Genomic DNA, 12,400 nt, shown 5'->3' on the forward strand with positions numbered 1-12,400 from the left:
GAAACCCCCGGCCTTGGTCGGATTTCAGAACGGAATGTCGTCGTCCATGTCGCGGCCACCGCCGCCGCCACCCATGCCGCCGCCCGAACCGCCGCCGTAGTTGCCGCCGCCACCGCCGTAGCCGCCACCCTGGTCGCCGCCGCCGTAACCGCCGCCCTGGTCGCCGCCGTAGCTGCCGCCACCACCGCCCGAGCCGCCGCCGTCACGGCCATCGAGCAGGGTCAGCTCGCCGCGGTAGGGGCGCAGCACGATCTCGGTCGTGTAACGGTCCTGGCCGGACTGGTCCTGCCATTTGCGGGTTTCCAGCTGGCCCTCGATATAGACCTTGGAACCCTTGCGCAGGTATTGCTCGGCGATCTTCGCCAGCGGTTCGGAAAAGATCGCGACCGAGTGCCACTCGGTCCGTTCGCGGCGTTCGCCCGTGTTGCGGTCGCGCCAGTTCTCCGACGTGGCGATACGCAGGTTGCAGACCTTGCCGCCGTTCGCGAAGGAGCGCACCTCGGGGTCACGGCCCAGGTTGCCCACGATGATGACCTTGTTGACCGATCCTGCCATGAAAATCTCCCGTCGAATCTGTGACCCACTGCTTACATCACCGGGTCATGGTTAAAAATGCCTAAGCGGCATTTCCCTGCCGGTTCCGCCCACCGATCCTCCCACCGATCCGCCCGGCGATCCGCGGGGGTGGCATCGGCCGCAGCGATTGCCTATAGTCATTGCCGAAATCCGGCCCGCTGGGGCCGGGAGGAGTGGGACAGTCCGGGGATAGCGAGATGGCGCGAGGCACGCGCGCGGCGGTGGCCGCGCTGGGGCTGGGGCTTGCTGCCGGGGCGGTGCTGGGCACCGCGGCCGCGGCGGGAAGCCTCGATGACGGGCTCAGCCTCGGAGGCGGCAACAGCCGGTCGAAGATCTTCCGGAGCCAGGTGCGGTTCCTCGACAGCCGCCTTGCCCAGCAGTATTCCCACTCGGTCAGCCTGCGGCCCGATTACGATCCGAAGGGTGGCAATGCGCCGAGCTATTCGGGGCGCTATCGCGGCCATTATCTCTCGCTGGCGCGTGAGGCGGCGCGCAGCTACGGCGTGCCTGAGAACCTGTTCCTGCGCCTCGTGCAGCAGGAGAGCGGCTGGAACCATGGCGCGGTGTCCTCGAAGGGCGCGCGCGGCCTGGCGCAGCTGATGCCCGCGACGGCGCAGAAGCTTGGCGTGAACGCGCGCGATGCCGAGGCGAATTTGCGCGGCGGCGCGCGCTATCTCAAGATGATGTACGACCGGTTCGGCAGCTGGAAGCTTGCGCTTGCCGCCTACAATGCGGGTCCCGACGCGGTGGAGAAATACGGCGGCATCCCGCCCTACCAGGAAACCCGCAACTACGTGCGCGCGATCCTGGGCAGCTGAGCTTTCCGCCGGCGTTTCGCCTGCCGTCCGGCCCACCCGAGGCCCCGCCTGCATCCATGCCGCGGCGCCCGATTTTTGCCCCAATGTGCCCCGATGGTCTCCGCGTGGACAATTGCGGAAAGAGGGCGCCATGGCGAAGCTTGACGATGCGCGCAGGTGCTACCGGATCACCCTTTCGGACCGGGCGGCCGACGCCGCCTCGGTGACGGCGATGTCGATCCGCTGGCTGGAGACGCAGGGGCAGGATGTCTGGGGGCATGCGATCCTCGGCGCGGCGGGGGAACCCACGCGGGAGGAGGAGCGGTTCCTGTTCTGGATGGTGGACCAGAAGATCGACCGCGCCAATGCGATCCGCCTGTTCTGGAAGCTCTACCGTCCCGGGTTGCAATATGGCCCGGCCACGGAATCGCCCGGCGCGGCGGTGGTGCTGGCGGCGCTTCGGGCGCTGATCGCGCGGTTCGAGCTGGGGAGCTTTCCGCGCGGGCAGACCGGGATCGGCCGGCGCGAGGCGCGGTTCTACCGGCTGAGTTGGCAAGGCGGGCGCCGGGCCCTGGGCCGCGCCGCGCGCGAGGGAACGCCGGCCTTCGACATCCCCAAGGCGCTGTTCCAGCCGCAGCCGGGCCGGGCGCTGGAGCCGCAGCCGACGATCCGGCCGGTGGGGCCGGCGCCGGAGTGGATGGACACGCCGGAGGAGGGGCGCTTTGCCCTTGCCGGCCAGAAACTGCGGCGCCTCGTGGGCGACCTGAGCCGGGCGGAGGCTGCCCGGATGCAGGCGCGCCTGCAGGTCGAGGCCCGGCGCGCCCGGCTGCGCTACAGCGCGGCGGCGGTGGTGGCCGCCGCAGGCATCGTGGTCTGGTCCGCGGGTCCGGTGGCGCTGATGCTGCCGATCTGAGCGGGCCGCGTAAGGGCTATTCCGCCGCGATCTCTCCCGGGATCTCGATCACCGGCTCCATTGCGGCGAATTCCTCGTCCGACAGGTGACACTTGATCTGGTGCCCGCCCTCCAGCACGCGGATCGGCGGCACCTCGGTCTCGCACAGGGTGCCCGGCACGTGCGATTTCCAGCGGCAGCGGGTCTGGAACGGGCAGCCCGGCGGCGGGTTCACCGCCGATGGAATGTCGCCTTCCAGCACGATGCGCTTTTTCCTGACCCGCGTATCGGCGATCGGCACGGCGGACAGCAGGGCCTCGGTATAGGGGTGGTAGGGCGGCGCGAAGACCTGATCGACCGTGCCCATCTCGACCACGTGGCCGAGGTACATCACCATCACCCGGTCGGAGAGATAGCGCACGATCGACAGGTCGTGCGAGATGAAGAGAAGCGTCGTCTTCTCGCGCCGCTGGATCTCCATCAGCAGGTCGGTCACGGCGGCCTGCACCGAGACGTCGAGGGCCGATACCGGTTCGTCCGCCACCACGATCTTGGCCCCGCCCGCAAAGGCGCGCGCGATTCCCACCCGCTGCTTCTGCCCGCCCGAGAGCTGGCGCGGCATCCGCTCGGCGAAGGCGCGGGGCAGCTTCACGAGGTCCAGAAGTTCAAGCATCCGGTTGTGGCGGTCGGCGTCGGATTTTCCCATGCCGAAGATCTCGAGCGCGCGGATGATCTGGCGGCCCACGCTCATCGACGGGTTCAGCGTGTCGAACGGGTTCTGGAACACCATCTGGACCGAGGACACCGTGTCGGTGTGGCGCTTTTCGATGGGCGTGTCCTGAATGTTCTCGTCAAACAGCAGGATCTTGCCCGAGGTCGCGGTCTCCAGCCCCATCAGCACCTTGGCGAAGGTCGACTTGCCGCAGCCGCTCTCGCCCACGATGGCCAGGGTCTCGCCTTCGCGCGCCTCGAAGGTCAGGGTCTCGTTGGCCTTGACCACCTTGGTCTCGCCCGACTTGCCGAAGAGGGCGTTGGCCGAGACCTCGTAGTATTTCTGCAGGTCCTGCATCCGCAGGACGACCTCGCCGGGTTCCGATTTCTCAAAGGTCTTTCCGGCCTTGGGCGGCGCGGTCCAGTCGATTTCCGCGAACTTCAGACAGCGGCTTTCGTGGCGGTCCTGACCGGCGACATCCTCCATCGGGATTACGCCGCGGTCGCAGCGTCCGGCCTCGAAATAATCGCAGCGGGGGCCGAAGTTGCAGCCCGGCGGGCGTTCGTGCGGCAGGGGAAAGTTGCCGGGGATGGCGATCAGCGGCCGCGCGTTCTTGTCCGCGCCGGGCAGCGGGATCGAACGGAAGAGCGCCTGGGTATAGGGATGGCGCATCTTGTCGAAGACCTCGGCCACCGCGCCGGTTTCCACCGCCTCGCCGGAATACATCACGCAAAGCCGGTCGCAGGTGTCGAGGATGAGCCCGAGGTTGTGCGAGATGAAGAGCATCGAGGTGCCGTACTTGCGCCCCAGATCCTTCACCAGGTCGACGATCCCCGCCTCGACCGTCACGTCAAGCGCGGTTGTGGGTTCGTCGAGGATGAGGAGCGCGGGCTTCGACATCAGCGCCATGGCGATGACGATGCGCTGCTGCTGTCCGCCCGAAAGCTGGTGAGGGTAGGATTTCAGGATCCGGTCGGGGTCGGGTAGGCGCACGTCCTCGATGATCTGGCGGGCAAGGGCGAGGGCGGCCTTCTTCGACATCCCCTCGTGGATCATCGGCACCTCGGCCAGCTGCTGGCCGACCTTCATCGCGGGGTTCAGTGACGCCATCGGCTCCTGGTAGATCATCGCGATCTCGGACCCGCGGATCTGGCGCAGGTCCCGGTCGGACATCAGGTTCAGGTCACGGCCCTTGAACCTGATCGACCCGCCGACGATGCGGCCGTTGCGCCCGAGGTCCTGCATCACTCCGAGCGCCACGGTGGACTTGCCGCAGCCGGATTCGCCGACAAGGCCCATGGCTTCGCCCGCCATCACGGTGCAGGAGAAATCCATCACCGCCGGGATCTCGCGCAGGCGGGTGAAGAAGCTGATCGAGAGGTTCTCGATCTCGAGGATCGGCTGGCTCGGGTCCCACTGGGTGTCAGGCATGGTGGCCTCCTCTATGGGATGTGGCGGGGGCGGAGAGGGCGGGACCGGGGGTTTCACACCCCCGGACCCCCGTGGAGTATTTGCGCAAGAAAGAAGCGGACGCGGGCATTGGCATCAATCCTTCAGGCTTTCTTCGCGCAGGCCGTCGGCGAGGAGGTTGAGGCCGAGGACGAGGCTCATCAGCGCCAGCGCCGGGGCGAGGGCGGGGGTCGGGAACAGCTGGATCAGCTTGGAGCCCGCGTTGATCGTCGACCCCCAGTCGGGGCTTTCGGGGCTGAGGCCCAGGCCGAAGAAACCCAGGACGCCGAGGAGGATGGTAGTATAGCCGATGCGCAGGCAAAAATCGACGATCAGGGGACCGCGCGCGTTGGGCAGGATCTCCCACAGCATGATGTACCACGGGCCCTCGCCCCGGGTCTGGGCGGCGGCGACGTAATCGCGCGACTTGATGTCGAAGGTCAGGCCCCGGACGATGCGGAACACGGTGGGCGAGTTCACGAAGACCACCGAGACGAAGACGATCATCGTGTTACCGGGGATGTTGAAGAGGTCGAGGCCGGCGGGCAGGAGGTGCAGCGGCGTGCCCGGCTGGCTGAGCGTCGAGAGATAGAGCCAGCCGCCGATCACGATCACCGCCGCCACCACGAAGTTGCGGAACGCGGGCTTCACGTAGAAGCGCGAGTTCACCAGCACCACGAGGAAGATGATCGGGAAGAGGAACAGCACCGCCGCCATGTATTGCGGCACGCCGGACTGCACGATCTCGGGTGTCACCAGGAGGTAGAACAGCAAGATCACCGGGAAGGCGAGGATAAGGTTGGCCACGAAGCTGAGCGCGGTGTCGAGCTTGCCGCCGTAATAGCCCGCCGGCAGGCCCAGCGTGATGCCCACCATGAAGGCGAAGATCGTGGCCAGCGGTGCGATCCGGATCACCACGACCGAGCCCGCGACCATCCGCGAGAACACATCGCGAGCCAGCGTGTCGCCGCCCAGAAGGTAATAGGGATAGGCCCCGTCGGGGTTGCGCAGCGCCGTGCCCGGGGGCTTGTTCTTCATCCCCGCCAGCTGGTCGAGGGGGGCGTGGGTGAGGATCATCGGCGCGAGGAACGCGCTGAACACCCAGAACATCACCAGTGCAAAGCCCACCATGGCGATCGGGCTGTCGAACAGCTTGCCGTAAAGGCCGAGGCGGCGCTTGAACACGATCGACAGCGCGAAGGTGATCACCAGCGCGATCCAGACGGGCCAGAAGCGTTCGCCCATGGCGAGGAAGATCTGCGGCCAGGTCAGTTTTTCCATGGTCGGATCCTCACGACAGCCGGATGCGGGGGTTGAGGTAGACGTAGCCGATGTCGGAGATCAGCTGCGTCAGCAGGACGACGATCACCGCGACGACCGAGCAGCCCATCAGAAGCTCGATGTCGTTGTTCGAGGCCGCCTGCACCAGCGTCCAGCCGAAGCCCTTGTAGTTGAAGAGCGTCTCGGTCACGACGACGCCGTTCAGCAGCCACGGGATCTGCAGCATGATCACCGTGAAGGGGGCGATCAGCGCGTTCCTGAGCGCGTGTTTCAGCACGACGTTGCGGAATTTCACCCCCTTGAGGCGGGCGGTTCGGATGTACTGCGCGGTCATCACCTCGGTCATCGAGGCGCGGGTCATCCGGGCGATGTAGCCGATCCCGTAGAGCGAGATGGTCAGCACCGGCAGGGTGAAGTTCTCGAAGGTGATATGGCTCATGGCCGAGGTGGCCGATCCCTTCAGGAGATAGGGCGTCGAGATCCAGCCCCAGTGGTGCAGGATCGGTGAAAGCCCCGTGAAGGTGGAGGAGAACAGCACGATCAGCACCACGCCCGAGACATATTCCGGGGTCGAGGTCGAGGCGATCGAGACGACCGAGAGCGACCGGTCAAGCTTCGACCCCTCGCGCATGCCCGCAAGGATGCCGATGATCAGCGACGACGGGATCAGCACGAGAAGGACGCAGAGCATCAGCCAGCCCGTCGCCCCCAGCCGCGTGGCGAGGATCCCGCCCACGCCCGAGCGGAACACCGTGGACCAGCCCCAGTCGCCCTGCAGGAGGCCGCAGAAGCGTGGCACGTCCTTGGCGCCGGCGGTGGCGTAGCAGCGGCCCGTGGCCTTGCCGTCGGCATCGGTGCCGGTCCAGCCGGGCAGAACGCCCAGCCATTCGCCGTATCGGGTGACCAGGGGCTGCGCGTAGCCGTGACTTTCCAGCCAGCTTGTCACCTGCGCATCGCTCATCCGGACGGAGGCCTGCTGCTTGGCAAGCTTTTCCAGATTGGGCGGCAGGTTGGTGAGGAAGAAGACGATGAACGTCAGACAGAGCGCGGTCAGCAGCATCGTCACGATACGGCGCGCTAGGAACATCAGCATCTTTGGCTGTCCTTTCCCGGTCCTTGGCATACGGCGCGGTCAGGGCAAGACCCCGGGCGCCGGGAAGGCGGGCAGGGGCCGTGACGGGCCCCCGCCCTCAGGGCCGGGTCAGGCCTTGGACATCCACCATTTGTAGGAATGCATCTCGAATGTGGGATGCTGTTCCGCGCCGTGGACGGTGGGCTTGTAGTGCCGGAAGATCCGGCGCCAATAGGGCTGGATGATGACGCCGCTGTCTTGCAGGATCTTCTCGAGCTTGGCCATCACCGGCTTGCGTTTCTCGGCGTCGTCGATCGACATAGCCTCGGCCAGCAGCTTGTCGAACTCGGCATTGTCGAAATGCGTCTCGTTCCACGAGGCGCCCGACTTGTAGGCCAGCGCCAGGACCTGCACGCCGAGCGGACGCATGTTCCATTCCGTCGCCGACCAGGGGTATTTCAGCCAGTCGTTCCAGAAGGTCGAGCCGGGCAGGATCGTCCGCTTCACCTTGATGCCGGCGTCGCGGCACTGGGCGGCGACGGCGTCGCAGGTGGCCGATTGCCAGTCGTCGTCGAGCGAGATCAGCTCGAACTCGTGGTCGGCCATCTTGGCGTCTTCCAGCATCTTCTTCGACGCCTTGGGATCGTGCGGCGAGGGGCCGATGTCGGAATAGGCGGGCTGGATCGGGCTGACGTGAAAATCGGCGGCCACGGTGCCCGCGTTGTTGTAGCCCAGCTCCAGCACCGTCTTGTTGTCGACGGCCATCTGCAGCGCCTGGCGCACCTTCTCGTCGTCGTAGGGCTTGGCGGCGGAGTTGAAGCGCACGCAGATCGTGTTTGCCGTCTCGGTCGTGGACTTGGTCCAGCCCAACTGATCGAAGAGCTGCACGAAATCGCCGGTGGTCTGGTAATCCATGTCGATCTCGTCCGACGAGGCGGCGGCGACATAGGCCGAGGGGTCGGTGCCCAGATCGATGAACTCGATCTTGTCGAGGTAGGGGCCGCCATAGACGTCCTTGCCCCACCACGGGTTGTCGGTGTTCTTCTCCAGCGTCTGCTTCACGCCGACCTCGTTGTGGGTCGGCTTGAACGGGCCGGTGCCGATCGGGTTCTTGTAGGGGTCGCCGCCGTCATAGCCGCGGTGCACGATCGCGGCCGGATAATCGGCCATGCCCGGCACCACCGTGATGTCGGGGTTGTTGAGGTGCATCTTGACGGTGTGGTCGTCGACCTTCTCCAGCGCGCCGTCCTTGAGCTTCTTGGTCTTCGGATCCTGGATCGAGGCCATGCGCGAGGCCATCGAGTTGCCCTCGACCGTGCCGTCGGCCCAGCGGGTGAGGTTGAAGATCACGTCCTCGGCGGTGAAGTCGTCGCCGTTCGACCATTTCACGCCCTTGCGCAGGTAGAGCGTGTACATGGTGGCGTCTTCGTTCGCTTCCCACTTCTCGAGCAGCATGCCGCGGAACGTGCCGCCGCGGTCGTACTCGATCAGGTATTCCAGCCAGCCGCGGGTGAAGTTGGCGATCTGCGACCAGTCGGCGGTGCGCGGATCCTTCAGCGCCTTGAGCTGCATCTGACAGCGCAGCGTCCCGCCCTCGACGGGCGTTTCGTCGGCGGCCATGGCCGGCGCGTTCATCCCGATCAGGCCATAGGCGGCGGTTGTGGCGACACCCAGCGCGGAGGCGCGGGTGAGGAATTCGCGCCGGCTGAGAACGCCTTGGGCAAATTCCCGTGCATACATTCGGGCCGCGGGATGGACCCGGGTCTCTTGCGTATCCGTCATTGTATGTCGACTCCCTGGAGGTTTGTTTCTTGTTTGGCGGAAACTTGTTCTTTGCTCAGTCCCGGATCACGGCCCGGCCCTTCGGCGCCGACGCGGTGCGGCGCGCTCCATAGGGACATTGCGCCGCAGAATCCTCCCGCCGTCAATCACAGGACTCGGCATCTGATGTGTGTTTTGCGACATCTGCCCATATCAGAAACGACAGGAGGGCCGAGGTCAACCCCGCGGGCGCGCGAGAAACGCGTTTGCGGCCAAGGGGATCGGGGACGCGCCTCAGGCGGTTTTGCGAAAGGCGGAAGGGGTCTTGCCGATCGCGTGCTGGAAGGCGCGTGTGAAATAGGCGGCAGAGGTGAACCCCAGCCGGCGCGACACTTCGCCGACCGCAAGATCGGTTTCCAGAAGCATCGTGCGGGCTTCGAACAGCAGACGGTCCTGCACGATGGCATGGGCCGAGCGGCCACAGCTTTGCCGGCAGACCCGTGTCAGGTGGGTCGGCGTGACCCCCAGCGCCGCGGCATATTCCGCCACGCCCTGTCCGGAACGGAAGTCACGCTCCACGAGCGAGGTGAACCGGGTGACCAGGCGGGTCGCGGCATCGGGCGCGGGGCGGCTGTCGGCAGCGGCGATCTGGCGATCCATCCAGACCCCGAGCAGCCCCAGATGATGCCGCGCGGCGCGCGCGTAACCCAGGCGTTTTCCGTCAAGCTCTCGCTGGATGTTGTCGAGGATGCCGGTCAGCTCCACCTGGTGCTGCTGGTGCAGGATGCGCAGGTGCAGCGGCACCTCGGGCAGCGGCAGGTCGCAATCCTGGCCGAAGAACACGGCAGTGCCGAAGACATGGGTGGAAACCTCGAACCCGTGCATCACCCCGGCGGGCAGGAAGATCGCGTTGTGCGGCCCGTAGCCGCGCGTCACGCCCGCGACGGTGATCCGGCCCTGGCCCCGGGTGAACCACAGCAGCATCGGCTCCTGCACGGAGCGCAGGGATTCGACCCGCCAGCGGCCGGTTGCGGCCAGACGGGGGATCGGCATCATGCGGACGGGGGCGGTCTCCGACCTGTCCGGTGTGCCGGCGGGTGCCGGGGCCGGGCCCGCACCGGTATCCGGGGCGGAATGCGCGATCGTCCTGAAGGGGCGTGCTGCGTCGGTCATTGCCCGTGAATCTAGGGGCCAATGCGCAGGAACGAAAGCGGAAATCGGTAAAGGTTTCGCGTGTCGGCGCCGGGCTGCCGTCCGGCGCCTTCGCCTGTCGGCCCTCGGTGGCCGACCGAAACCCCGGACGGGAGGCGAGCTTGCGGCCCCGCAGTCATTGTTGCGCGGACGTGAACGATCCGTGCGAAACGGCCGGATCAGGGCAGGGGAACGGCGCGCCAGCTGCGCATCCGGTTGCGGAACCATGTGCGCTGCCGCTTGGCATATTGCCGCGTTGCCAGCTTCGCCGCCGCGACGGCGTCGTTCAGGGTGGTCTCTCCGCGCAGGTGCGCGATCAGTTCGGGGGCGCCGATCGCCCGCGACGCGGGGCGCGACGGATCCCAGTGCGGCAACTCGGCCCGCACCTCGTCCAACGCCCCCGCGGCAATCATCTGGTCGAAGCGCAGGTCGATCCGCTCGGCCAGCCAGTCGCGCGCGGGCACCAGAACGAGCGCGGCCGCCGATCCGCGCGGCAGGAGCGGCGGCGCGGTCTCGTCCTGCCAATCCGCCAGCCCGCGCCCGGTGGTGGCGAGAACTTCCCACGCGCGCTGCACCCGTGCAGGGTTGCGGGTGTCGATCCGCGCCAGCGTCCGGGCGTCGAGCCCGTCGAGCATCGCCTGCAGGTCCCGCGCCGCCAGCGCGTCGGCCTCTGCGCGGATTGCGGGCGGCACCGGCGGGATCTCTGCCAGCCCCTCGGTCAGCGCGGTGAAATAGAGACCCGTTCCGCCCACGATGATCGGCCGCTCCGGCCCTTTCAGCAGGGGCGCCACGGCACGCAGCCAGTGGCCCACCGACCAGTCCTGATCGCGCGCCACATGACCGTAGAGCCGGTGCGGCGCGCGCGCCTCCTCCTCGGCGGGGGGGCGCGCCGTCAGCAACCGCCAGTTGGCATAGACTTGCAGCGCGTCGGCATTGATCACCACGCCGCCCGCGCGCTCGGCCAGCGCCAGCGCCAGCCCGGACTTGCCCGAGGCCGTCGGACCGGCGATCAGGACCGGCTGCGTCGGTGCTATTTCATCCAGCATTTCAAGCACGTTGCGGGGTATTCCTCATGCAGTTTGGCAAACCTGCGCCGGTGGGGGCGGTTTCGTCGTTGAACCCGGCGGCGTTTTCCGACATTTTGCGCGCAAGTCAAGAAAGCGCCATCGGGGAGGCCAGCCATGAACGAGACGTCAGCGCAACCCGAGGCTCCGAAGTCGACATCCCAGAAAGACACCGCCTACCGCCGGGTTCTCCTGAAGATCTCGGGCGAGGCGCTGATGGGCGACATGGGGTTCGGCCTGCATCCGCCGACCGTCCAGCGCATCGCGCGCGAGGTCAAGTCGGTGCATGACCTGGGCGTCGAGATCTCGATGGTGATCGGTGGCGGCAACATCTTCCGCGGCCTTCAGGGCAGCGCGCAGGGGATGGAGCGGACGACGGCCGATTACATGGGCATGCTGGCCACGGTGATGAACGCGCTGGCGATGCAGGCCGCGCTTGAGGCCGAGGGGGTCTATACCCGCGTCATCAGCGCGATCCCGATGGACCAGGTGTGCGAGCCCTACATCCGGCGCCGCGCGGTACGGCACCTCGAGAAGGGCCGGGTGGTGATCTTCGCCGCCGGCACCGGCAACCCGTATTTCACCACCGACACGGCGGCCACGCTGCGCGCGAACGAGATGTCGTGCCAGGCGATCTTCAAGGGCACCAAGGTCGACGGGGTCTACGACAAGGACCCCAAGAAGTTCGCCGACGCCAAGCGTTACGACCGCGTCAGCTACGATGAGGTGCTGCAGAAGCACCTGGGCGTGATGGATGCTTCGGCGATCGCGCTGGCACGCGACAACAAGCTGCCGATCATCGTCTTTTCGCTCGACGAGCCGGGCGGTTTCGTCGGAATTCTGCGGGGCGAGGGCACCTACACCGAAGTCCACGCCTGACGCTATCCAAGCGCCCGCCATGCTGTTATAGGGGGCGCCAGTATCCGTGCGCCGGCGGCCCCGTCACGGGCGCGTGCCGCGCGGCGGCCAGAAGATGAGGAAACACCCATGTCGGATGACGCGACCGAGATTGATCTCGATGATCTGGAACGCCGGATGGACGGCGCCATGACCGCGCTGCGCCACGAGTTTCAGACGCTGCGCACCGGTCGTGCCTCGGCCACCATGCTGGAGCCGGTCATGGTCGACGCCTATGGCCAGCAGACGCCCATCAACCAGCTTGGCACCGTCAACGTGCCCGAGCCGCGGATGGTGACGATCAACATCTGGGACAAGGGCATGGTGTCGAAGGCCGAGAAGGCGATCCGCGAAAGCGGTCTCGGCATCAACCCGGTGGTCGACGGCACGATCATCCGCCTGCCGATCCCCGAGCTGAACGAGGAACGCCGGCGCGAGCTGACCAAGGTCGCCGCGCAATATGCCGAAAGCGCCCGTGTCGCGATCCGCAACGTGCGCCGCGACGGCATGGACCAGCTCAAGAAGGCCAAGTCGGCCGGCATGGGCGAGGACGACAACAAGATGTACGCCGAGGAAGTGCAGGCGCTGACCGACAAGGCCATCGCGGCGATCGACAAGGCGCTGGAGAGCAAGCAGCAGGAGATCATGCAGGTCTAGACCGTCTTGACGCGGGGGGATGCGTGGACGCGGCGACGCGACGCGCGCGCG

The 12,400-nt window shown here is 66.9% G+C and carries 11 protein-coding genes; 4 read left to right on the forward strand and 7 right to left on the reverse strand.

Going from position 1 to position 12,400, the window contains the following annotated elements; all coding sequences use genetic code 11:
• Positions 1-24: 24 nt before the first annotated feature.
• Complete coding sequence (gene ssb / locus CVV76_RS03050; RefSeq protein ID WP_102223148.1) at positions 25-555, reverse strand: single-stranded DNA-binding protein; 531 nt, start codon at positions 553-555, stop codon at positions 25-27.
• A gap of 218 nt (positions 556-773) precedes the next feature.
• Here ssb and CVV76_RS03055 point away from each other — a divergent pair, with 218 nt between their 5' ends.
• Positions 774-1,394 carry a lytic transglycosylase domain-containing protein gene (locus tag CVV76_RS03055; RefSeq protein WP_102223149.1) on the forward strand — a complete coding sequence of 207 codons (621 nt, stop codon included), beginning with the start codon at positions 774-776 and terminating at the stop codon, positions 1,392-1,394.
• Between the two features lie 130 nt (positions 1,395-1,524).
• Positions 1,525-2,286 (forward strand): hypothetical protein, encoded by a 762-nt coding sequence (locus CVV76_RS03060; protein ID WP_102223150.1) that lies wholly within the window; start codon positions 1,525-1,527, stop codon positions 2,284-2,286.
• A gap of 16 nt (positions 2,287-2,302) precedes the next feature.
• Here CVV76_RS03060 and CVV76_RS03065 read toward each other — a convergent pair whose 3' ends face one another.
• The 6 genes from CVV76_RS03065 to miaA all read right to left on the reverse strand — a co-directional run bounded on the left by CVV76_RS03065 (position 2,303) and on the right by miaA (position 10,777).
• Positions 2,303-4,408, reverse strand: coding sequence for a dipeptide ABC transporter ATP-binding protein (locus tag CVV76_RS03065; protein WP_102223151.1), 2,106 nt, complete (start codon positions 4,406-4,408; stop codon positions 2,303-2,305).
• A gap of 114 nt (positions 4,409-4,522) precedes the next feature.
• Positions 4,523-5,707, reverse strand: a complete 1,185-nt coding sequence (locus tag CVV76_RS03070; RefSeq protein ID WP_102223152.1) for an ABC transporter permease — start codon at positions 5,705-5,707, stop codon at positions 4,523-4,525.
• A 10-nt stretch (positions 5,708-5,717) separates the two neighbouring features.
• Positions 5,718-6,800, reverse strand: a complete 1,083-nt coding sequence (locus CVV76_RS03075) for an ABC transporter permease (RefSeq protein WP_102223153.1) — start codon at positions 6,798-6,800, stop codon at positions 5,718-5,720.
• Between the two features lie 108 nt (positions 6,801-6,908).
• Entirely contained in the window at positions 6,909-8,561 is a 1,653-nt protein-coding gene (locus CVV76_RS03080) for an ABC transporter substrate-binding protein (RefSeq protein WP_102223154.1), read from the reverse strand.
• 273 nt (positions 8,562-8,834) lie between these two features.
• Complete coding sequence (locus CVV76_RS03085; RefSeq protein WP_102223155.1) at positions 8,835-9,596, reverse strand: AraC family transcriptional regulator; 762 nt, start codon at positions 9,594-9,596, stop codon at positions 8,835-8,837.
• A 314-nt stretch (positions 9,597-9,910) separates the two neighbouring features.
• Entirely contained in the window at positions 9,911-10,777 is an 867-nt protein-coding gene (miaA, locus tag CVV76_RS03090) for a tRNA (adenosine(37)-N6)-dimethylallyltransferase MiaA (RefSeq protein ID WP_102223156.1), read from the reverse strand.
• A gap of 135 nt (positions 10,778-10,912) precedes the next feature.
• On the opposite strand from miaA, the gene pyrH reads away from it, so the two are divergent.
• Positions 10,913-11,674, forward strand: a complete 762-nt coding sequence (pyrH, locus tag CVV76_RS03095) for a UMP kinase (protein WP_102223157.1) — start codon at positions 10,913-10,915, stop codon at positions 11,672-11,674.
• A gap of 108 nt (positions 11,675-11,782) precedes the next feature.
• Positions 11,783-12,349 carry a ribosome recycling factor gene (gene frr, locus CVV76_RS03100; RefSeq protein ID WP_102223158.1) on the forward strand — a complete coding sequence of 189 codons (567 nt, stop codon included), beginning with the start codon at positions 11,783-11,785 and terminating at the stop codon, positions 12,347-12,349.
• Positions 12,350-12,400: the final 51 nt, after the last annotated feature.

This window comes from Acidimangrovimonas sediminis, from assembly GCF_002871005.1.
In the GTDB taxonomy this organism is placed as follows: domain Bacteria; phylum Pseudomonadota; class Alphaproteobacteria; order Rhodobacterales; family Rhodobacteraceae; genus Acidimangrovimonas; species Acidimangrovimonas sediminis.

Excerpts from the sequence above, each read along its gene's own strand:
- ssb (WP_102223148.1), bottom strand. The coding sequence starts at position 555 with ATGGCAGGATCGGTCAACAAGGTCATCATCGTGGGCAACCTGGGCCGT.
- CVV76_RS03055 (WP_102223149.1), top strand. The coding sequence starts at position 774 with ATGGCGCGAGGCACGCGCGCGGCGGTGGCCGCGCTGGGGCTGGGGCTT.
- CVV76_RS03060 (WP_102223150.1), top strand. The coding sequence starts at position 1,525 with ATGGCGAAGCTTGACGATGCGCGCAGGTGCTACCGGATCACCCTTTCG.
- CVV76_RS03065 (WP_102223151.1), bottom strand. The coding sequence starts at position 4,408 with ATGCCTGACACCCAGTGGGACCCGAGCCAGCCGATCCTCGAGATCGAG.
- CVV76_RS03070 (WP_102223152.1), bottom strand. The coding sequence starts at position 5,707 with ATGGAAAAACTGACCTGGCCGCAGATCTTCCTCGCCATGGGCGAACGC.
- CVV76_RS03075 (WP_102223153.1), bottom strand. The coding sequence starts at position 6,800 with ATGCTGATGTTCCTAGCGCGCCGTATCGTGACGATGCTGCTGACCGCG.
- CVV76_RS03080 (WP_102223154.1), bottom strand. The coding sequence starts at position 8,561 with ATGACGGATACGCAAGAGACCCGGGTCCATCCCGCGGCCCGAATGTAT.
- CVV76_RS03085 (WP_102223155.1), bottom strand. The coding sequence starts at position 9,596 with ATGATGCCGATCCCCCGTCTGGCCGCAACCGGCCGCTGGCGGGTCGAA.
- miaA (WP_102223156.1), bottom strand. The coding sequence starts at position 10,777 with ATGCTGGATGAAATAGCACCGACGCAGCCGGTCCTGATCGCCGGTCCG.
- pyrH (WP_102223157.1), top strand. The coding sequence starts at position 10,913 with ATGAACGAGACGTCAGCGCAACCCGAGGCTCCGAAGTCGACATCCCAG.
- frr (WP_102223158.1), top strand. The coding sequence starts at position 11,783 with ATGTCGGATGACGCGACCGAGATTGATCTCGATGATCTGGAACGCCGG.